The sequence below is a fragment of the Amphibiibacter pelophylacis genome (assembly GCF_037688875.1).
GTDB lineage: Bacteria > Pseudomonadota > Gammaproteobacteria > Burkholderiales > Burkholderiaceae_C > Amphibiibacter > Amphibiibacter pelophylacis.
In genome coordinates, this window is sequence record NZ_JAWDIE010000026.1 from 1 (window position 1) to 20,815 (window position 20,815).

General features: G+C 67.4%; 19 protein-coding genes. 12 read left to right on the plus strand and 7 right to left on the minus strand.

The features are described 5' to 3' along the window. From pdxA to RV045_RS13260, 3 genes are all read right to left on the minus strand, one after another. Nucleotides 1-1,002, minus strand: a 1,002-nt coding sequence (gene pdxA / locus RV045_RS13250; RefSeq protein WP_423236269.1) for a 4-hydroxythreonine-4-phosphate dehydrogenase PdxA, incomplete at its 3' end; no start/stop codon positions are given. Beyond that, nucleotides 999-1,946 carry a DUF4268 domain-containing protein gene (locus RV045_RS13255; RefSeq protein ID WP_423236270.1) on the minus strand — a complete coding sequence of 316 codons (948 nt, stop codon included), beginning with the start codon at nucleotides 1,944-1,946 and terminating at the stop codon, nucleotides 999-1,001. The genes RV045_RS13255 and pdxA, both read right to left, overlap by 4 nt. A gap of 20 nt (nucleotides 1,947-1,966) precedes the next feature. Then, a complete protein-coding gene (locus tag RV045_RS13260; RefSeq protein WP_423236271.1) occupies nucleotides 1,967-2,800 on the minus strand; it encodes a Nif3-like dinuclear metal center hexameric protein in 834 nt (277 codons plus the stop codon). 13 nt (nucleotides 2,801-2,813) lie between these two features. Between RV045_RS13260 and RV045_RS13265 the strand changes: the two genes are divergently transcribed. From RV045_RS13265 to RV045_RS13300, 8 genes are all read left to right on the plus strand, one after another. Continuing rightward, a complete protein-coding gene (locus RV045_RS13265) occupies nucleotides 2,814-4,091 on the plus strand; it encodes a S1C family serine protease (RefSeq protein ID WP_423236272.1) in 1,278 nt (425 codons plus the stop codon). Between the two features lie 39 nt (nucleotides 4,092-4,130). Beyond that, on the plus strand, nucleotides 4,131-5,114 hold the full coding sequence (locus RV045_RS13270; protein WP_423236273.1) for a M48 family metallopeptidase: 984 nt from the start codon (nucleotides 4,131-4,133) through the stop codon (nucleotides 5,112-5,114). A gap of 153 nt (nucleotides 5,115-5,267) precedes the next feature. Next, nucleotides 5,268-6,887 carry an ABC transporter substrate-binding protein gene (locus RV045_RS13275; RefSeq protein WP_423236274.1) on the plus strand — a complete coding sequence of 540 codons (1,620 nt, stop codon included), beginning with the start codon at nucleotides 5,268-5,270 and terminating at the stop codon, nucleotides 6,885-6,887. 125 nt (nucleotides 6,888-7,012) lie between these two features. Then, nucleotides 7,013-8,041: an ABC transporter permease subunit gene (locus RV045_RS13280; protein ID WP_423236275.1), complete on the plus strand. Its 1,029-nt coding sequence runs from the start codon at nucleotides 7,013-7,015 to the stop codon at nucleotides 8,039-8,041. 11 nt (nucleotides 8,042-8,052) lie between these two features. Then, on the plus strand, nucleotides 8,053-8,985 hold the full coding sequence (locus RV045_RS13285) for an ABC transporter permease subunit (RefSeq protein ID WP_423236276.1): 933 nt from the start codon (nucleotides 8,053-8,055) through the stop codon (nucleotides 8,983-8,985). A 13-nt stretch (nucleotides 8,986-8,998) separates the two neighbouring features. After that, nucleotides 8,999-9,979 carry an ABC transporter ATP-binding protein gene (locus RV045_RS13290; protein WP_423236277.1) on the plus strand — a complete coding sequence of 327 codons (981 nt, stop codon included), beginning with the start codon at nucleotides 8,999-9,001 and terminating at the stop codon, nucleotides 9,977-9,979. After that, nucleotides 9,976-10,989, plus strand: coding sequence for a dipeptide ABC transporter ATP-binding protein (locus RV045_RS13295; RefSeq protein ID WP_423236278.1), 1,014 nt, complete (start codon nucleotides 9,976-9,978; stop codon nucleotides 10,987-10,989). Before RV045_RS13290 ends, RV045_RS13295 begins: the two co-directional genes overlap by 4 nt. Before the next feature lie 102 nt (nucleotides 10,990-11,091). Continuing rightward, nucleotides 11,092-12,870 carry an acyl-CoA dehydrogenase family protein gene (locus RV045_RS13300; RefSeq protein WP_423236279.1) on the plus strand — a complete coding sequence of 593 codons (1,779 nt, stop codon included), beginning with the start codon at nucleotides 11,092-11,094 and terminating at the stop codon, nucleotides 12,868-12,870. A 257-nt stretch (nucleotides 12,871-13,127) separates the two neighbouring features. On the opposite strand, the gene hemF is transcribed toward RV045_RS13300, so the two are convergent. From hemF to RV045_RS13320, 4 genes are read right to left on the minus strand one after another with little or no spacing between them, the layout of a single operon-like run. Then, nucleotides 13,128-14,090 carry an oxygen-dependent coproporphyrinogen oxidase gene (gene hemF / locus RV045_RS13305; RefSeq protein ID WP_423236280.1) on the minus strand — a complete coding sequence of 321 codons (963 nt, stop codon included), beginning with the start codon at nucleotides 14,088-14,090 and terminating at the stop codon, nucleotides 13,128-13,130. Between the two features lie 13 nt (nucleotides 14,091-14,103). Further along, nucleotides 14,104-14,778, minus strand: a complete 675-nt coding sequence (locus tag RV045_RS13310) for a 1-acyl-sn-glycerol-3-phosphate acyltransferase (protein ID WP_423236281.1) — start codon at nucleotides 14,776-14,778, stop codon at nucleotides 14,104-14,106. A 9-nt stretch (nucleotides 14,779-14,787) separates the two neighbouring features. Beyond that, complete coding sequence (purD, locus tag RV045_RS13315; RefSeq protein WP_423236282.1) at nucleotides 14,788-16,113, minus strand: phosphoribosylamine--glycine ligase; 1,326 nt, start codon at nucleotides 16,111-16,113, stop codon at nucleotides 14,788-14,790. Nucleotides 16,114-16,123: 10 nt separating this feature from the next. Next, nucleotides 16,124-16,852, minus strand: a complete 729-nt coding sequence (locus tag RV045_RS13320) for a YebC/PmpR family DNA-binding transcriptional regulator (protein ID WP_423236283.1) — start codon at nucleotides 16,850-16,852, stop codon at nucleotides 16,124-16,126. Between the two features lie 63 nt (nucleotides 16,853-16,915). On the opposite strand from RV045_RS13320, the gene RV045_RS13325 reads away from it, so the two are divergent. The 4 genes from RV045_RS13325 (at nucleotide 16,916) to RV045_RS13340 (ending at nucleotide 20,813) form a co-directional block, all read left to right on the plus strand. Then, nucleotides 16,916-18,484, plus strand: coding sequence for a helicase HerA-like domain-containing protein (locus RV045_RS13325; protein ID WP_423236284.1), 1,569 nt, complete (start codon nucleotides 16,916-16,918; stop codon nucleotides 18,482-18,484). A gap of 69 nt (nucleotides 18,485-18,553) precedes the next feature. Beyond that, nucleotides 18,554-18,865, plus strand: coding sequence for a type II toxin-antitoxin system RelE/ParE family toxin (locus tag RV045_RS13330; protein ID WP_423236285.1), 312 nt, complete (start codon nucleotides 18,554-18,556; stop codon nucleotides 18,863-18,865). After that, nucleotides 18,852-19,163 (plus strand): addiction module antidote protein, encoded by a 312-nt coding sequence (locus RV045_RS13335; RefSeq protein WP_423236286.1) that lies wholly within the window; start codon nucleotides 18,852-18,854, stop codon nucleotides 19,161-19,163. Before RV045_RS13330 ends, RV045_RS13335 begins: the two co-directional genes overlap by 14 nt. A 228-nt stretch (nucleotides 19,164-19,391) precedes the next feature. Then, nucleotides 19,392-20,813 (plus strand): FAD-binding oxidoreductase, encoded by a 1,422-nt coding sequence (locus RV045_RS13340; protein WP_423236287.1) that lies wholly within the window; start codon nucleotides 19,392-19,394, stop codon nucleotides 20,811-20,813. Nucleotides 20,814-20,815: the final 2 nt, after the last annotated feature.

Consider the following 20,815-nt stretch of genomic DNA (forward strand, 5'->3'; position numbering starts at 1 on the left):
CGCCAGGTCAAAGGCCGTGCCGTGGTCGGGGCTGGTGCGCAGGAAGGGCAGGCCCAGCGTGACGTTGACGCCCTGCTCCAGCCCCATATATTTGACCGGGATCAGGCCCTGGTCGTGGTACATGGCGATGACCACGTCGAACTCGCCGGGGTGCTCGGGCGGCGCGTGGCGGGCGCGCATGAAGACGGTGTCGCCCGCGTAAGGGCCGCTGGCGTCCACCCCGGCGGCGCGGGCGCGGGCGATGGCCGGGGCGATGATGTCCGTTTCCTCATGGCCGAACAGGCCGCCCTCGCCCGCGTGCGGGTTCAGGCCCGCGACGGCGATGCGCGGACGCGCCTGCCCCCACAGCGGCGCGCTGCGGTGCGCCTGCAGGATGGCGTCAAGCACGGCCTCTTCGGTGACCAGGGCGATGGCCTCGCGCAGCGCAACGTGGACAGTGACCAGCACCGTGCGCAGCGCCTCGTTGGCCAGCATCATGCGCACCGGCAGCGGCGGCAGGTGGCTGTCCGGCTGGGCGTAGCGCGCCAGCATCTCGGTGTGACCGGGGAAGTTCACCCCGGCGCGGGCCAGCGCCTCCTTGTGGATGGGCGCGGTGACCAGCGCCTGCGCCGTGCCGTCCAGGCAAAGCTGGACCCCGGCCGCAATCGCGCGGTGCGCCAGATCGCCCGCCGCGGCGCTGATCTGCCCCCAGGGGCAGGCCGCCAGCAGCGCATCCGGGTGCGGCCACGGGCCGGGCACCGTCCAGACAGGCACCTGATGCGGCGCCAGCCCTTCCAGCGCGGCAGCGCCTTCGCCGGGTGTCCAGTCCAGCAGGCGCAGCGCCGCCAGGGCGGCGTCGCCGGGGTGGGCCCCGCACAGCGCGTCCAGCGCCCGCTGCATCACGGCACGGTGGCCCAGCACCACGCCACGCGGCACCGCGCCCCGCGCCCACGCCTGCAGGATGGTTTCGGGGCCGATGCCGCAGGCGTCGCCCTGGGTGATGGCGATGAGGGGGGCGGTCATGCCAGGGCCTTCACTCGGGGGCGAAACACTGTCGTCATGCGCAACCCTGCGTCTTCCAGCCAAGCGAAGTAGGTGGGCCAGCGCTCGGAAGCATCCAGCGGCGAATCAGGGCGAATCTGACGGATGCGGCAGGCGTGACCATCCGGCAACTCCAGCCAGTCCAGGGTCACGCCAAGTTCGGATTCAATCGCCTCGCGTTGTGCCAGCAACTGGGCAAACATCTGTTTGGAGTTGCTGTGATCGATGTAAACCTCCATGCCGACCCGGTTTTCTCGGGTGTGCAGCGTGGCCACCAGGTGAATGCCCGACCGGCCCAGCGCGATGTTGGTCCAGTGCTGCGGCAGGGGTTTTTGCGTGCGCAGGCCCGACGATTTGGCCTGCAGCCACGCCGTCCAGTCGGTCCAGAACTGGAGCTGACGCTGTTTGGTGGGTGTCATGTTGACCGCCACCCGGGCATTCTGCTGGCCCGTCTTGGCCCAGTCATTGGGCCGCACGACCACATTGAAGCTGGGCGCCATGGGCGATTCGCCAATGCGCCAGAGCTCGATTTCGACCGCGAAAAAATCCAGCTCATCCGTGGTGTGCTGGTTGAGGAACTCCAGCGCGGCCACATGCTCGGTGCGGAAGGATTCAGCCACCCAGATGACCTTGCGGGCCCCCACCCCCGCCGCGTAGGTCAGGACCTGACCCAGGTGCGAGTGGTTGGTTTTCTCCAGCTGGTTTTCAATAATGACCTGACCCGCACTGTCCGAGGCCAGGATATCGACCTTGAAATCACTCACCGGGTGCTCGGTCCCGACCAGCTCCAGCTCGTCCAGGGCCAGGGCTTCGGCCAGCAGTGCCAGATTGCCGGTCTGCGCCAGCCAGGGGGTGAATTCCCCGGCCTCGTGCGCCCAGGCGCGGCGCAGGGGGATGCGCTCAAGTCGGCCCAAAGTTGGTTTCATCTTTGCTCCTGCCAGGGCCTTCACGCCGGATTCGGCACATCAATGAAGGTATGCCGCAGCCCCAGCTGCTGCGCGATATGGTCGCCCAGGGCCTGGACGCCGTCGCGTTCGGTGGCGTGGTGGCCGGCGGCGAGGTAGGCCACGCCGGTTTCGCGGGCGTAGTGCGCCTGGGGCTCGGAGATTTCTCCGGTGATGTAAGCGTCGGCTCCGGCGGCGATGGCGGCTTCGAAAAAGCCCTGGGCGCCGCCTGTGCACCAGGCGATGCGGCGCAGCGGGCGCCCGTCGCCCGGCACGACGGCGATGGCGCGGCGGCCGGGGTGATCCAGGCGGGTGTCGCAGCGGCGGGCCAGATCGTCCAGGGTCAGGGGCGATTCCGGCTGGCTCCACCAGCCCAGATCGTTCTCGCCAAAGCGGCCCTGATCCTGCGGCGCGGTGTGCGGCGTCCACAGACCCAGGCGCAGACCCAGGCGCGCGTTGTTGCCCAGCAGCGGGTGGGCGTCTAGCGGCAGGTGGTAGGCGAAGAGGTTGAGATCCGCCCCCAGCAGCGCCGCCAGGCGGGCTTTCATCCAGCCGGTGACGCGGCCGTCCTGCCCGCGCCAGAACAGGCCGTGGTGGACGATCAGCGCATCCGCGCCCGCCGCAAGGGCCGCTTCAACCATCGCCAGGCTGGCCGTCACGCCGGTGACGATGTGGCCGATCGTCCCGCGTCCCTCGACCTGCAGACCATTCGGGCCATAATCCCTGTACAGATGGGGGCTCAGCAGGGCGTCCAGACTGGCCTGCAGCTCCTGGCGGTTGACGGTGGCGGCCCCGGCAGCGGGGGCGTGACGGACGGTGGGGAGGATCAGGCTCATTTCAGGCTCATTCATGCGCAAACACTGGCTTTTATTCTCCCAGTTTGTCACGCTTTTGCTGGCACTGGTCTTTGTCATCGCGACCTTCAAGCCGTATTGGCTGGAGCGCTCGGTGGCCCCGCAGGCGCAGGTCCGCACCCCGGCGGGCGCCGCGCCGGACAGCCTGGCGCTGTCGGCGCGCGTGGCCAGCCCGGCCGTGGTGTCCATCACCGCCAGCCAGATCGACGAGAAATCGGCCGCAGCCAGCGACGAGTGGCAGCGCTTTTTCAACGATGGCGGTGACAGCGCCGAATCGGGCCTGGGCTCGGGTGTCATCGTGGACAGCAGCGGCGTCATCCTGACCAACAACCACGTCGTCGAGAACACCAACGACATCCAGGTCCAGCTGGCCGATGGCCGCCGCGCCCGCGCGCGCATCGTCGGCACCGACCCCGACACCGATCTGGCCGTGCTGCGCATTGATCTGGACAAGCTTCCCACCATCCAGTGGGGCCGCCCGAGCGAGCTGGCCGTGGGTGACACGGTGCTGGCCATCGGCAACCCCTTCGGTGTGGGGCTGACGGTCACGTCGGGCATCGTCAGCGCGCTGGGGCGCAATCACCTGGGGCTGTCCACCTTCGAGAACTTCATCCAGACGGATGCGGCCATCAACCCCGGCAACTCGGGCGGTGCGCTGGTCGATGGCCAGGGGCAGCTGGTGGGCATCAACACCGCGATCTATTCGCAGTCGGGCGGCAGCCTGGGGATAGGCTTTGCGATTTCGGCCGATACGGCGCGCCAGGTGCTGGACAGCATCGTCAAGACCGGCAAGGTCACACGCGGCTGGATGGGCGTCGAGCCCGTGGATCCCAGCGAAGTGATGGCCAAAAGCCTGAATCTGCCCTGGAAAAAGGGCGTGCTGATCGGGGGCGTGATGCGCGGCAGCCCGGCCGAGCAGGCGGGCATCCAGCCGGGCGATTTCCTGCAGCGCCTGGGCGATCAGGCCGTGACCGACACCACCTCGCTGCTGGACACGGTGGCCCGCATCAAGCCCGGCACCAGCGTGAGTGTGACGCTGCTGCGCGAAGGCCAATCGATCGAGCTGACCCTGACGGTGCGGGCCCGACCGGCGCAGCCCGAAGGCCGCCCGGATCCGCGGCAGAAAGCGCCTGATGGCCAGGCAGCCCCGGATGAACCCAGCGCCGAACCCGGCAGCGCTGAAGACGCCGGGCCCGAGGACAGCGCCCCGGACGACGGCGGTGAAAGCGACGGCCCGGGAACCGATATGCCGGTGCCGGAATCCACGTCCTGATTTCTCACCCTTTTCCCTTTTTCTGGCAGGAGACCTCCCATGCGCCGCTCTTCCCCTGAAACCGGTTCTTTCAACGAACAGGCCGAGATTGCCCTGCCCGAATCGGTGCAGCGCCGCCGCCAGGGCTGCTGTGACGCCCAGCGCAGCCAGCGCCGCCGCCTGAGCGCCGCGCTGGCCGGAGCGCCCGTCTACGCCCTGCTGGGCGGCTGCGCCGCGCCGCAGGTGGCGAAGGCGCAGGGTCAGGACCAGCCGCAGGATGCGGGCGGGGTGGGCGTGGGCGGCAATTCGGCTTTCACCGGCCTCGTGCCCGCCGAAGAGGTCGAAGCCGCCGCCGCGCAGGAGTTTGAAAAGCTCAAGCGCGACGCCGCTGCACAAAACGCGCTGGCCCCGGCCAGCCACCCGCAGATGCAGCGCCTGCGCTACATCGCGCAGCGCCTGATCCCGCAGGGCACGCAGTGGAACCCGCGCGCCAGCCAGTGGCGCTGGGAGGTGATCCTGGTTGGCTCGCCAGAGCTGAACGCCTTTTGCATGCCGGGCGGCAAAATCTGTTTCTTCCACGGCATCCTGAGCAAGCTGCGCCTGAGCGACGCCGAAGTCGCGACCATCATGGGCCACGAAATGGCGCACGCGCTGCGCGAGCATTCGCGCGAGCAGATGGGCAAGCAGGCCGCCACCAACGCGGGCATCAACCTGCTCAGCCAGGTGCTGGGCCTGGGCCAGGCGGGCAACACACTGCTGGGTCTGGGCGGGCAGCTGCTGTCGCTGCGCTTCAGCCGCGACGACGAGCGCGACGCCGATCTGGTCGGGCTGGAAGTCTCCAGCCGCTCGGGTTACGCGCCGCAGGCCGCTGTGCAGCTGTGGCAGAAAATGATCGCGGCTGGCAGCGGCGGCGGCGTGCCTTTCCTGTCCACGCACCCCTCGGGCCCGGACCGCATTCGCAGCCTGGAAGGCGCCATCCCCAAAGTCCAGGGCCTGTACAACCGGGCCGACAAACCCGCCCGCCAGTTCCCCGTCGCCACCTGACGCTATCCGACGCACGTGGCCCTGGGGCTTACCCTTGGTCAGCAGTTTGCTGTCTCGATTCAGCCGTTTTTTCTGGTTATGCTCGTCCTCACCTCAAGTGGGGCTTTTATTTGTCGCCCTGCTTCATCATTTTTTTTCCTTTTAAGGACAGTCATGACTGCCAAAAACACCCTGTTCCGTCTGAGCGCCGGTGCCGCGCTGACCGCCCTGAGCCTGATGGCCACCTGCCCGGCCATGGCGCAGGCCAAAGGCACGCTGGTCTACTGCTCGCCCGCCAGCCCGGAAGGCTTTGACAACGCGCAGTACACCGGCGGTGACACCTTCGACGCCTCGGGCCACGCCCTGTTCAACCGCCTGGTCGAGTTCGAAAACGGCAGCACCAAGGCCGTTCCTGGCCTGGCCGAGAAGTGGGACATTTCCGCCGACGGAAAAACCGTCACCTTCCATCTGCGCAAGGGCGTGAAGTTCCACACCACCGACTGGTTCAAGCCCAGCCGCGATTTCAACGCCGACGACGTCGTCTTCACCTTCGACCGCATGGTCAACAAGGACAACGCCTTCAACAAGGCCTACCCGGCGCAGTACCCCTACGCCTCGGACACCGGCCTGGACGCCAACATCACCAGCATCAAAAAGACCGACGACAGCACCGTGGTCTTCACGCTGAAGCAGCCCGATGCCGATTTCGTCATCAAGGTCGCCATGCCCTTTGCCAGTATCCAGTCGGCCGAGTATGCCGACCAGCTGGTGAAAGAAGGCAAGGCCAGCCAGATCAACCAGCAGCCCGTGGGCACCGGCCCCTTCCAGCTGGTGCGCTACCAGAAAGACGCCCAGATCCGCTACAAAGCCAATCCCAGCTACTGGGAAAAAGGCCTGCCCAAGGTGCAGAACCTGGTGTTCGCCATCACCACCGACCCGTCGGTGCGTTACCAGAAAATGCGCGCCAACGAGTGCCAGATCATGTCCTACCCCCGCCCCAGCGATCTGGCGGCCATGAAGACCGATTCCAGTCTCAAGGTGCTGACCGCGCCGGGCTTCAACATCGGCTATCTGGGCTACAACACCGAAAAACCCAACCTGAACAAGCGCGAAGTGCGCGAAGCGCTGGACATGGCCATCAACCGTGACGCCATCATCAAGGCCGTCTACCAGGGCCAGGGCGAAGCCGCCACCAACGCCATCCCGCCCTCGCTGTTCGGCTACAACAAGGGCCTGAAAAACGCGCCTTACAACCCCGAGAAAGCCAAAGAGCTGCTGGCCAAGGCCGGTCTGCCCAACGGCTTTGATCTGACGCTGTGGGCCATGCCGGTGCAGCGCCCCTACAACCCCAACGCCAAGGTGATGGCCGAGATGATCCAGGCCGACTGGGCCAAGATCGGTGTCAAGGCCAAGATCACCACCTACGAGTGGGGCGAGTACCTCAAGCGCATGAAGGCCGGCGAGCACGACGCGGGCCTGGTCGGCTGGACTGGCGACTACGCGAGCCCGGACAACTTCCTGGGCGTGCTGCTGACCTGCGAGGCCGTGGGCGGCTCCAACTACGCGCGCTACTGCAACAAAGACTTTGACGCGCTGGTGCTGAAGGCCCGCACGATCAACGATCAGGCCGAGCGCGCCAAGCTGTACAGCCAGGCGCAGGAAATCTTCAAGAAGGATCTGCCCTGGACGACGATCGCCCACTCTGTGACCAACCAGCCCATGCGCAAGGAAGTCAACGGCTTCAAGATCAGCCCGTTTGGTGATTACAGCTTCAAATCGGTTTCCGTGAACTGAGCGCCATGAGCCGCCGCCCCGCTCCGGCCTGCTGGCCGGGTCTGCGGGCGGCGCTTTTTGTGCTGTCCTGTTTTTTCGCACCCGGGATTTCGGTCTTCGGGTGTTTCAGTCATTGAGGCTCGCCCATGTGGTCCTTCATTGCGCGGCGCCTGGCGCTGATCGTGCCCAGCATTCTTGGGCTGACTCTGCTGACTTTCTCGCTGATCCGCCTGATTCCGGGCGACCCGGTCGAGGTGATGATGGGCGAGCGCTCGCTCAGCCCCGAACTCCACGCGGCCATGCTGCACCGTCTTGGGCTGGACCAGCCGCTGTGGAAGCAGTACGCCGACTATCTGGTGCAGCTCGCGCACGGCAATCTGGGGCAGTCGCTGGTCAGCCAGTCCAGCGTCTGGAGCGAGTTCAAAACCCTCTTCCCCGCCACGCTGGAACTCGCGCTGTCGGCCATGGTCATCGCCACGGTGCTGGGCCTGATTGCGGGCGTGCTGGCTGCGGTGAAGCGCGGCTCGCTGCTGGATCACGGCGTGATGGGCGTGTCGCTGACGGGCTATTCCATGCCGATTTTCTGGTGGGGCCTGCTGCTGATCATGCTGTTTTCGGTGACGCTGGGCTGGACGCCCGTGTCGGGCCGCCTAAGCACCGCTTTTGACGTGCCGCCCACCACCGGGTTCATGCTGATCGACGCCTGGCGCGCCGAAATCGCCGACCCCGAGATCAACGCCGGGGCCTTTATTGACGCGCTGCGCCACCTGATCCTGCCCAGCGTGGTGCTGGCAACCATCCCGCTGGCGGTGATCGCGCGGATGACGCGCTCCAGCATGCTCGAAGTGCTGCGCGAAGATTACGTGCGCACCGCCCGCGCCAAAGGGCTGTCGCCGCTGCGCGTGATCGCCGTTCACGCCCTGCGCAACGCCCTGATCCCGGTGCTGACCGTGATCGGCCTGCAGGTGGGCACGCTGCTGGGCGGCGCGGTGCTGACCGAGACGATTTTCTCCTGGCCCGGCGTGGGCAAATGGCTGATCGACGCCATCGGCCGCCGCGATTATCCCGTGGTGCAGAACGGCATCCTGCTGATCGCGCTGCTGGTCATCGCCACCAATTTCATCGTGGATGTGCTGTATGGCGTGGTCAACCCGCGCATCCGCCATCAGAACTGAGGAAGGCTGACATGACAACCGCACCCTCCGCCCTGACCCGTCCGGCCTCAGCGGCAACGCCACAGGCCGCGCCCGAACCGCCGCACCCACTCGTCGCCTTCGCCCGCGCCTTCGCGCACAACCGGGGTGCGCTGGTCGGTCTGGCCTTCATGGTCCTGGTGCTGCTGGCCGCTCTGTTCGCGCCCTGGGTGGCGCCGCACGACCCGCTGGCGCAGTACCGCGATCACCTGCTGCAGCGCCCTTTCTGGCAGGAGGGCGGCAGCCTGCAATTCCTGCTGGGCACGGACGAAACCGGCCGCGACGTGCTGTCGCGCCTGATTTACGGCGCGCGCCTGTCGCTGGTGGTGGGCGCGGCCTCGGTGCTGGTCGCCCTGATCCCGGGCATCGTGCTGGGCCTGCTGGCCGCGTTTTACCCGCGCGCGCTGGGCTCGGCCATCATGCGCCTGATGGATCTGATGATGGCCCTGCCCAGCCTGCTGCTGGCCGTGGCCATCATGGCCATCCTGGGCCCGGGCCTGATCAACGCCATTCTGGCGATTGCCATCGTCGCGCTGCCGGGCTATGTGCGCCTGACGCGCGCTTCGGCGCTGGCCGAGCTGGGCCGCGATTACGTCACCTCGTCGCGGGTGGCGGGCGCGGGCCTGGCGCGGCTGATGTTCGTCACCGTGCTGCCCAACTGCATGGCGCCGCTGATCGTGCACGCCACCATGAGCTTCTCGTCCGCCATTCTGGACATCGCCGCGCTGGGCTTTCTGGGTCTGGGCGTGCAGCCGCCCACGCCCGAATGGGGCACCATGCTGGCCGCCGCGCGCGACTACATCGAAAGCGCCTGGTGGGTCATCACCTTCCCCGGCCTGGCCATCCTGCTGTCGGTGCTGTCCATCAACCTGATGGGCGACGCCCTGCGCGACGCGCTGGACCCCAAACTGCAGCGCATCGGCTGAAGGAGAGTACCCCATGAGTCTGCTGCGCATCCGCAACCTGTGCGTCTCTTTTGGCAGCCGCAAAAACCCCTTCCGCGCCGTGGACGGCGTCTCGCTGGACCTTGAGGCCGGCGAGCTGCTGGGCATCGTCGGCGAATCGGGCTCAGGCAAATCAGTGACCATGATGGCCGTGATGGGCCTGCTGGACGAATCGGCTCACATCACCGCCGACGAGCTGCTGTTCGACGGCCAGCCCCTGCTGACGATGCCCGCGCGCCAGCGCCGCCGCATCATCGGCAAGGACATGGCGATGATCTTCCAGGACCCGATGACGGCGCTGAACCCCAGCTACACCGTCGGTTTCCAGATCATGGAATCGCTGCGCGTGCACGAGCGCCTGTCGGGCGCCGCGCTCAAGCGCCGGGCGCTGGAGCTGCTGGAGCTGGTCGAGATTCCCGCGCCCGAAAGCCGCCTGTCGACCTACCCGCACCAGCTGTCGGGCGGCATGAGCCAGCGTGTGATGATCGCCATGGCCGTGGCCTGCAACCCGCGCCTGCTGATCGCCGACGAACCAACCACCGCGCTGGATGTCACCATCCAGGCGCAGATCATGGCGCTGCTGCAGCGCCTGCAGACCGAGCGCGGCATGGCCATGATCATGATCACGCACGATCTGGCCGTGGTCAGCGAAGTGGCCCAGCGCGTGGCCGTGATGTACGCCGGACAGATCGCCGAAGTGGCGCCCGTGCCGGACATTTTCACCGAGCCCGCGCACCCTTACACGCACGCGCTGCTGCAGTCGCTGCCCGAGCGCAGCCTGGGCGAGCGCCTGCACACGCTGCCCGGCATCGTGCCTGGCCTGTACGACCGCCCGAACGGCTGCCTGCTGGCGCCGCGCTGCCCGCGCGTGGGCGAGCGCTGCCTGAGCCAGATTCCGGCGCTGGAGGCCCTGCCCGGCCAGGCCGTCCACCAGGTGCGCTGTTTTGATCCTCTTTTTGCGGGAGACCGGCCATGAGCACGGCGTCCACCCCTGCGTCCGCAGCAGGCACCGATGTGGTGCTGCGCGTGCGCGATCTCTGCCGCCACTACAGCGCCAAAGGCGGCCTGCTGCGCCCGGCCACGACGGTGCGCGCGCTCAATGGCGTCTCGTTCGAGCTGAAGCGCGGCCGCACCCTGGCCGTGGTCGGTGAATCGGGCTGCGGGAAATCCACCCTGGCGCGCCAGCTCACCCTGATCGAGCCGCCCACCAGCGGCGATATGGAGCTGGCGGGCGTGACGCTGTCCAGCGCCAGCGACGCCGAGAAAAAACGCCTGCGCACGCAGGTGCAGATCGTTTTCCAGAACCCCTACGGCTCGCTCAACCCGCGCCTGAAAATCGCCGAGCAGCTGGCCGAACCGCTGGTCATCAACACCCCGCTCAGCGCCCCCGAGCGCCGCGAGCGCGTGCGCGAAATGATGCGCGTCGTCGGCCTGCGCCCCGAGCACGACCAGCGCTATCCACACATGTTCTCGGGCGGACAGCGCCAGCGCATCGCGATTGCACGCGCCATGATGCTCAAGCCGCCGGTGCTGATCGCCGACGAGCCCACGTCGGCGCTGGACGTGTCGATCCAGGCGCAAGTGCTCAACCTGTTCATGGACCTGCAAAAAGAGCTGGGCACGGCCTATGTGTTCATCTCGCACAACCTGTCGGTGGTGCGCCACGTGGCTCACGACGTGATGGTGATGTATCTGGGCCAGACGGTGGAAACCGGCCCGCGCGACGTGCTATACGGCCAGCCGCAGCACCCCTATACGCGCGCGCTGCTGTCGGCCACGCCCAGCGTCAACGCCACCGAGCGGCGCGTGCGCATCGCCATCGAGGGCGAACTGCCCAGCCCGCTGAATCCGCCCAGCGGCTGCGCGTTCCACCCGCGCTGCCCGCTGGCCAACGCGCGCTGCAAAACCGAGCGCCCGGTGCTGATGCCCAGCAATGGCGCGCACGTGGCCTGCCACGCTGTGCAGGAAGGCCGCACTAGCGCCTGAACCGCATCGGGCGTCGCCCGGTGAGGCCTGAAGCCCGCGCTATGCTGATGGCCCTGGCCGCCGCATCCCCGGCAGCGCCTCCAACCGAAGAAGGATCTCCGTATGACCGCCTACCGTGCTCCTGTCGCTGACCTGATCTTCAACCTGCGCTACACCGCCGGGCTGCCCGACATGGCCGCCTGGCCCGGTCTGGCGGAAGCGGATATCGACACCGCCCAGGCGGTGCTCGAGGAATGCGCCCGGCTCAACGAGGACGTGCTGGCGCCGCTCAACGCCATCGGCGACCGACAGCCCGCGACGCTGTCTGGCGGCGCGGTCACCAGCACACCGGGCTTCAAAGAGGCCTTCCGCCAGTACGCTGAAGGCGGCTGGCAGGGCCTGTCGCACCCCGAGAGCGTGGGCGGCCAGGCGCTGCCCAAAAGCATCGCGACCGGCTGCATCGAGATCAACAACAGCGCCAACCTCAGCTTCGCGCTGTGCCCGCTGCTGACCGACGGCGCCATCGAGGCTCTGCTGACCGCTGGCAGCCCCGAGCTGCAGCAGCGCTACATCCCGCGCCTGATCAGCGGCGAGTGGACCGGCACCATGAACCTGACCGAGCCCCAGGCCGGGTCCGATCTGGCCCAGATCCGCACCCGCGCCGAACCGCAGCCCGACGGCACTTACCGCGTCTTCGGCACCAAAATCTACATCACCTGGGGCGAACACGACCTGGCCGCCAACATCGTCCACCTGGTGCTGGCCCGCCTGCCCGGCGCGCCCGAGGGCGTGAAGGGGATCTCGCTCTTTGTCGTGCCCAAGTTCCTGGTCAGCGACGACGGCGCGCTGGGCGAGCGCAATGACGTGTGGTGCGTGGGCCTGGAGCACAAGCTGGGCATCAAGGCCAGCCCGACCGCCGTGCTGCAGTTTGGCGACCACGGCGGTGCCGTCGGCCACCTGGTCGGCGAGCCCAACCGGGGCCTGCAGTACATGTTCATCATGATGAACGCCGCGCGCTTTGGCGTGGGCGTCCAGGGCATGGCGCTGGCCGAGCGCGCCAGCCAGGCCGCCGTGGCCTACGCCCGCGACCGCGTCCAGTCGCGCCCGGTGGACGGCAGCAGCGTCCAGCCCGTGACCATCATCCACCACCCCGACGTGCGCCGCATGCTGATGACCTGCCGCGCCCACACGCAGGGCGCCCGCGCGCTGGCGCTGGCCGCAGCCTCGCACCACGACGCGGCGCACCATCATCCGGATGCTGAACAGCGCACGCTCAATCAGGCTATTTACGAGTTCCTGGTGCCGCTGGTCAAGGGCTACAGCACCGAGATGAGCCAGACCGTGGCCTCGCTGGCCGTGCAGGTCTGCGGCGGCATGGGCTTCATCGAGGAAACGGGCCTGGCGCAGTACATCCGCGACGCCAAGATCCTGTCGATCTACGAAGGCACGACGGCCATCCAGGCCAACGACCTGGTCTCGCGCAAGACCCAGCGCGACGGCGCCGCCCTGGCGCTGTGGCTGGGCGAGCGCATGGGCGAAACCGCCGATGCGCTGGACGGCCACGCCAGCCAGTCCGGCGCCGCCGACGCCCTGCGCCTGGCGCGCGACGCGCTGACCGGAGCGGCACGCTTCATGGTCGAGCAGGCGGGCAACCCCAACGCCGCCTACGCGGGCAGCGTGCCTTATCTGCTGCTGGCCGGACAGGCGCTGTCAGGCTGGCTGCTGCTGCGCAGCGCGCTCGTCGCCGAAGCCGCTGGCGATGCCGACGCGCAGGAGCTGTCGGCCAAATGGATCACCGCCCGCTTCTACGCCGACCACATCCTACCGCAGTGCACCACGCTGGCCCACAGCGTGCTAGTCGGCCACGACAGTGTGCTGGCGCTGGCGCCGGAGGGGTTTTAAAGGAGAGCCAATATGGCAAAGGCAACTGGATTATTCAGTGCGCAAAAGTGCATTGCGGCGCCTGAACGCCCGTTCCAGAGCAGGACTGGGCTGCGCTGAAGCCAAAAGTGCCTGTGCAAAGCAATGCTGATCAGCCATGCTGGACAAACAGATGACATCGGCCTGCCCGCTGAAATGCGCCGCAGGGTCCGAATCAGCCGATGTCGCGGAATCTGCCGTGCTGCTGGCTGACCGTTTGTTGCTTGTAGTCACGGCGCTCACACCCAATCCCGCACCGGCAAAAAATCGCGCGTCAAAGCGGCTTCGGGGCTGCCGTCTTCGGGCTGCCAGCTGTAGCGCCAGGCGGCGCGGGGCGGCATGGACATCAGGATGGATTCGGTGCGGCCGCCCGACTGCAGGCCAAAGTGCGTGCCGCGGTCCCAGACCAGGTTGAACTCGGCGTAGCGGCCCCGGCGGATGGCCTGGAAATCGCGCTCGCGCTCGGCGTACGGGTGATCGCGCCGGCGCTGCACGATGGGCAGATAGGCGTCCAGAAAGGCGTCGCCCACGCTGCGCATCAGAGCCAGGCTGCCTTCGAAACCCAGCTCGCTGAAGTCATCGAAAAAGATGCCGCCGATGCCGCGCGCTTCGCCCCGGTGCGGCAGGTAGAAATACTGGTCGCACCAGGCCTTGAAGCGCGGATACAGTCCGGCGCCGAAGGGCGCCAGCGCGTCGCGGCAGACGGTGTGGAAGTGGCGCGCGTCCTCCTCCCACGGGTAGTAGGGCGTGAGATCCATGCCGCCGCCAAACCAGGCGACGGGCGCACCGGTCTTGGGCGTGGCGGCGATCATGCGCACGTTCATGTGCACGGTGGGCACGTAGGGGTTGCGCGGGTGGAAAACCAGCGAAACGCCCATGGCCTCGAAAGGCGCCCCGGCCAGCTGCGGGCGGTGCTCGGTGGCCGACGGCGGCAGGTGCGGCCCGCGCACCTGCGAGTACGCGACCCCGGCACGCTCGAACACGCCGCCCTCTTCCAGGATGCAGGTGCGGCCGTGGCCCTGCAGGCGATCCTGCGGGGACTTCTCCCAGGCGTCGGCTTTGAAGGGCTGACCGTCCAGCGCCGACACGGCGGTGGTGATGCGGTCCTGCAGGCCCTGCAGCCAGGTGCCCACGCGGGGAAAGGCGTCGGCGGGCGCGGTGTCGATGGCGGCGGACGATGGTGTTGGCGTAGAAGCTGTCATGGTGGATTTCCGGTCAGGCGCGCCAGCGCACTGGCGACTTGCCGCTGCGGTTCAGGCCCTCGCGGCGCGCATAGGCTTCGGCGACGACGGCGATGTCGGCCTCCAGATCGCCCGAGAAAATGACGGCGCGGTCGAAACCGATCTCGCGGTGGGCGTAATCGATGTAGGCCAGCACCACCGGCACCCCGCTGGCCAGCGCCAGGCGGTAAAAGCCGCTGCGCCACTGCGCGGTGGCTTTGCGCGTGCCTTCGGGGGTAATGACCAGCCACTGGAAGCGGTTTTCAGCCTTCGCGGTGCGCAGCGAATCGGCCATCTGCTCGACCAGCCCGGCCGGATTTTGGCGGTTGACCGGCAGGCCGCCCACCGCGCGCAGCAGCGGGCCGATCAGGGGCAGCCCGAACAGGCTGTGCTTGGCCCAGAAGTTCAGCGGCAGCCCCAGGCCCCATTTGTAGAGCACGCCCATGGGCACGTCCCAGTTGGAGGTGTGCGGGGCGATGATCATCAGGCCCTGGGCCGATGGCAGGCCGCCGGGATAATCGATTTTCCAGCCCAGCAGACGCAGCACCGACAGCGCAAAACGCGATCCTGAGGACGGCGCTGGCGTGGCGAAGCCGCTGGTCTGGACCTGCGGCGTGGCCGGGCGCCCGGGATGATCTGACGGGAGGCCCGTGTTGGCGGCATCGCTCATCGCCACGCCTCAGAAGCGCGAGGCGGGTACCGCTTCCGCCGCTTCCGGGCGGGCGCGCACGGCGCGGTGGGCGATGTCGCTGCGGAACTGCACACCCTCGAACTGGATGCGGCGCACGGCCTCATAAGCCGCCTGCTGCGCCAAGCGCACGTTGTCGCCCAGCGCGGTCACGCACAGCACGCGCCCGCCGCTGACCCGCACCTGCCCGTCGGCATCACGCTGCGTTCCGGCGTGAAACACCTGCACGGTGCCGTCAGCAAAAAGACGGTCCAGCCCCTCGACCGTCTGGCCGGTGACCGGCTGCTGCGGATAACCCGGCGCGGCCATGACCACGCCCACGGCGCAGCGGCGATCCCATTCCAGCGGGGCATCGGGCAGCTGGCCCTTGGCGGCCTGCAGCAGCACCTCGGCCAGATCGGATTTCAGCCGCATCAGAATGGGCTGGGTCTCCGGGTCGCCCATGCGGGTGTTGAATTCGAGCGTGCGCGGGTGGCCCTGGGCGTCGATCATCAGCCCGGCGTACAGAAAGCCGGTGAAGGGCACGCCCTCAGCGGCCATGGCGGCCAGCGTGGGCTTGATGATCTCTTTCATCACCCGCGCGTGGACGTTGGGCGTGACCACCGGCGCGGGCGAATACGCACCCATGCCCCCTGTGTTGGGGCCCTGGTCGTGATCGAGCAGACGCTTGTGGTCCTGGCTGGTCGCCAGACTGATCACATTGCGGCCGTCGGCCAGGACCATGAAACTGGCCTCTTCGCCCTCCAGAAATTCTTCGATGACCACGCGCGCTTCGCCCGCCGGGCTGCCCTGCCCCAGCGCCAGCATGTCGTCGATGGCGGCGTGGGCCTCGTCCAGCGTCATCGCCACGACCACGCCCTTGCCAGCCGCCAGGCCGTCGGCCTTGACGACGATGGGCACGCCTTCCGCGTCCACATAAGCGTGCGCGCCCACCGCTTCGGTGAAGGTGGCGTAGCGCGCGGTGGGAATGTGGTGGCGCGCCATGAAATCCTTGGCGAAGCGCTTGGACGTTTCCAGCCGCGCCGCCGACTGCGTCGGCCCGAAAATCGCCAGACCCGCGCGCCGGAAGGCGTCCACCACACCCGCCGCCAGCGCGGCTTCGGGGCCGACCACCGTCAGGGTGATGTTTTTTTCCTGCGCAAAAGCGACCAGCGCATCCACGTCGGTGGCAGCGATGTCCACGTTGCGCACATGCGCCTCGGTGACGGTGCCACCGTTGCCCGGCGCGACGTACACCTGCTCGACGCGCTCGCCCTGGGCCAGTTTCCAGGCCAGGGCGTGCTCGCGGCCGCCCGATCCGATGACCATCACTTTCACGGTTTTCTCCTCAGGGCAGATCGAGTTCAGCGTTGTGAAACACGTTCTGCACGTCGTCCAGGTCTTCGATCATGTCCAGCAGTTTCTGCATGCGCACGGCGTCGTCGCCAGCCAGCGCGATGCTGTTGTCCGCCCGCCAGGTCACTTCAGCCAGCTCGGGCACAAGGCCAGCGGCCACCAGCGCGGCCTGCACGGCTTCGAAATCGGCCGGAGCGGTCAGTACTTCGATGGCGCCATCATCGTCGCTGATGACATCTTCGGCGCCCGCTTCCAGAGCCACTTCCATCACCTGGTCTTCCGAGGTGCCGGGCGCGAACACAAACTGCCCGCAGTGGCGGAACTGGAAGGCCACCGAGCCGTCGGTGCCCAGATTGCCGCCGTTCTTGCTGAAGGCGTGGCGCACTTCGGCCACGGTGCGCACTTTGTTGTCCGTCATGGTGTCGACCATGATGGCAGCGCCGCCAATGCCGTAGCCTTCGTAACGGATTTCCTCGTAGGTCACGCCTTCGAGGTTGCCCGTGGCCTTGTCCACATTGCGTTTGATGTTGTCGGCCGGCATGTTCGCCGCCTTGGCCTTGTCGATGGCCAGGCGCAGACGCGGGTTCATGGCGATGTCGCCGCCGCCCGACCGCGCCGCGACGATGATCTCGCGCGTCAGCCGCGTCCAGACCCGACCGCGTTTTTCATCCTGCCGGCCCTTGCGGTGCTGGATGTTGGCCCACTTGGAATGACCCGCCATGCGACTTGACTCCTACCGGATAGACTATGGGACTGGCATTCTACCCTCCGCACGGAACTCCCCATGAGCACCACCGACACCGGCTTTCCCATCGCCCAGCACGGCGACATCCTCTGCAGCCTGCTGCCCGCCCTGGCCAACCGCCACGGCCTGATCACCGGGGCCACCGGCACCGGCAAAACCGTGACGCTGCAGGCCATGGCCGAGCAGTTCTCACGCGCTGGCGTGCCGGTTTTCATGGCCGACATCAAGGGCGATCTGACGGGCATCAGCCAGACGGGGCGCGTGCCCGACAAGCTCAAGCCCGTGCTGGCCGAGCGTGGCCTGCCTGAGCCCGAGCCACACCAGTGTCCGACCACGCTGTGGGATGTTTTTGGGGAACAGGGTCACCCCGTGCGCGCCACGGTGTCCGACATGGGCCCGCTGCTGATCGGGCGCATGCTGGATCTGAACGACACGCAGGAAGGCGTGCTGTCGCTGGTCTTCAAGATCGCCGACGACCAGGGCCTGGCGCTGCTGGATCTCAAGGATCTGCGCGCCATGCTGCAGCATGTGGGCGACAACCGCGCGGATTTCACCACGGAATACGGCAATATCTCGCCCGCGTCGGTAGGCGCCATCCAGCGCGGCCTGATGCAGATCGAGCAGCAGGGCGGCGACAAATTCTTCGGCGAGCCCATGCTCGACATCGGCGACCTGATGCAGACGGTGGACGGCCAGGGCGTGGTCAACATCCTGGCCGCCGACAAGCTGATGGCGTCGCCGCGCCTGTACTCCACCTTCCTGCTGTGGCTGCTGTCCGAGCTGTTCGAAATGCTGCCCGAAGTCGGTGATCTGGACCAGCCCAAGCTGGTCTTCTTCTTTGACGAGGCCCACCTGCTGTTTGCGGGCGCGCCGCGCGTGCTGGTTGAGCGCATCGAGCTGGTCGTGCGCCTGGTGCGCTCGAAAGGCGTGGGCGTGTATTTCGTCACCCAGAACCCCATCGACATCCCCGAAACCGTATTGGGCCAGCTGGGCAACCGTGTGCAGCACGCGCTGCGCGCCTTCACCCCGCGCGACCAGAAAGCCGTCAAATCGGCTGCCGACACCATGCGCCCCAACCCGGGTCTGGACATCGCCGCCGCCATCACCGAGCTCGGTGTCGGCGAGGCGCTGATCAGCTTCCTGGACGCCAAGGGCCGCCCCTGCCCCACCGAGCGCGTTTTTGTGCGCCTGCCCGGCAGCCAGCTGGGCCCCATCACGCCCCAGCAGCGCCAGGCGCTGCTGCAGGGCTCGCTGGTGGCGGGCGTGTACGACACGCCGGTGGATCGCGAATCGGCCTACGAAAAGCTCAAAGGCCGCGCCGCGCAGACCGCTGACGCGGCCCAGCAGGGCATGGGCTCGGCCGCAGGCAGCGTCGCCCGCGAGGCCGGCCGTGCCGCCACCCAGGGCGCCACGCAGGAAGCCAGCGGCGGACTGCTGGGCGGCCTGTCCGACCTGCTGTTTGGCTCCACCGGCCCGCGCGGCGGCAAACACGACGGCCTGGCCGAAATGGCCGCCAAGAGCGCCGTGCGCACCGTGGGCTCCACAGTCGGCCGCGAAATCGTGCGCGGGCTGCTGGGTTCGCTGCTGGGGGGATCCCGCAGGCGGTGATTCGATAGGTGCCACAGACTCACTGAGGCCAAATCTTGATCTTTCGTATCCTATGGGCTACATTCCACCATGCGCATCCAGATCACCGAGGTCTACCGCGATTGGATCAATGGGCTTAAAGACCGCACCTGCCGGGCACGAATCCAAGTGCGCGTCGACAGACTGGCTCATAGCAATCCGGGGCAGCATCGCGTTCTGACGGATGGCGTCTCTGAACTGAAAATCGACGTAGGGCCAGGCTACCGGGTTTACTACACCGAAAGGAATGGTGAACTCATCGTCCTTCTCGCCGGTGGTGACAAATCCAGTCAGCAACAGGACATCAAAGTCGCAATTGAGCTGGCCCGAAACCTTCAGGAGTCCCGAAATGGCCCAAGCTAATGCAAGCCCGAAGACAAAAACCCTGCCGTACGACGTCGCAGAGCAGCTTCGCACGCCCCAGGAAATGGCAGCATATCTGGATGCTTGGCTGGCTGAGGCCCCTGATGATGCCGCTGGCATTGCCAGAGCCCTCGGAGATATTGCACGCGCCAAAGGCATGACCCAAGTCGCACGCGATGCTGGCCTGAGCCGAGAAAGCCTATACAAAGCGCTCAGCGAAAACGGCAACCCGAGCTTCGCCACAGTCCTGAAAGTGGCGCGTGCAGTTGGGGTTCGTCTGCATGCTGCTGTGTCTTGATTTTTGCAGATATCAAATTGACCATGCTCAACCTTTCAACGCAAGCAAGGTACCAAGGCTGCGTCCTTGAGCTATCTCATCTTATCTGTTGAACCATGGGCTGCATGAATAAGGGGGCTCGCTCAATCCCGAAACGCAACACCGCCTTGATTCAAAGTGCCTCGTTTGCGCTCGGGCCGCAGGTCCTGGACCGTGCAGGTGAACAAGGCGGGGCCTGACAATCTCCCCATGATCGCCCTCCCCGCCCCCTTCACCGCCCTCACCCACTCCCACGACCTGCACCTTCTGCAGCCCGGGCAGGACGATGTGGCTGCGTGGTCCATCGACCAGCGCAAGCGCTGGCACGGCCAGCCGCTGGCGGTGCTGCTGCCGGGCGATACGGCGGCGCTGGCGGCTGCGGTGGCGCTGTGTGCGCAGCACGGCCTGCGCATGGTGGTCCAGGGCGGTAACACGGGGCTGGTGGGCGGCGGCGTGCCGGACGGGTCCGGGCAGGAAGTGGTGATCAGCCTGCGGCGCATGAACCGCATTCGCGCGGTGGACCCGCTCAACCTGTGCCTGATCGCCGAGGCGGGCTGCACGCTGGCGCAGGTGCAGGAGGCTGCGCAGGCGCACGGGCTGCTGTTTCCGCTCAGCCTGGCCAGCGAGGGCAGCTGCACCATCGGTGGCAACCTGGCCAGCAACGCGGGCGGCACGCAGGTGCTGCGCTATGGCAATGCGCGCGATCTGTGCCTGGGGCTGGAAGCCGTCAGCGCCAGCGGCCAGGTGCTGCACGGCCTGAAGACGCTGCGCAAGGACAACAGCGGCTACGACCTGCGCCAGCTCCTGCTGGGCAGCGAGGGCACGCTGGCGATTATTTCAGCGGCCAGCCTGAAACTGTTCGCCCGCCCGCAGCGCCTGCACACGGCGCTGGCGCTGTGCTCGGATCTGGATCAGGCCTGCGATCTTCTGATGGCGGCGCGCTCACGTCTGGGGCCGCTGCTGACGGCTTTCGAGGTGATGAACGCCACGGCGCGTGCCCTAGTGCGGCGGCACTTCCCCGCCATCCGCCAGCCCCTGGACGGCCCGTGGGCGGTGCTGCTGGAGTGGGAGCAGCACGGCATGGACGACGCCACCGGCCAGGCGCAGAACGAGGCCCTGTGGCAGGCGCTGCTGGCGGGCGGCCAGGCGCAGGACGTGGCGCTGGCGCAGAGCCAGGCGCAGGCACAGCAGATGTGGGCGCTGCGCGAGAGCATCTCCGCCGCGCAGGGCCGCGAGGGCCTGAACGTCAAGCACGACATCGCCCTGCCCATTTCCGCCATTCCGGCCTTCTGCCAGGGCACCGACGCCGCGCTGCTGGCGCGCTGGCCGGGCGTGCGTGGGGTCAACTTCGGCCATCTGGGTGACGGCAACCTGCATTACAACGTGCAGGCGCCCGAGGGCGAAGACCCGGCCGCTTTCCTGGCCACGCACGAGGCGGCGATCAACCGCGTGGTGTTCGATGCCGTTCAGGCGGCGGGCGGTACTTTCTCCGCCGAGCACGGCATAGGCTGGCTGAAAAAGGACGAACTGGCCCAGCGCGGCCAGCCCCTGCAGCTGGACTGGATGCGCCGCATCAAGGCCGCGCTGGACCCGCACAACCTGCTGGGACGCGGGCGGCTGCTGGACGTCTGAAG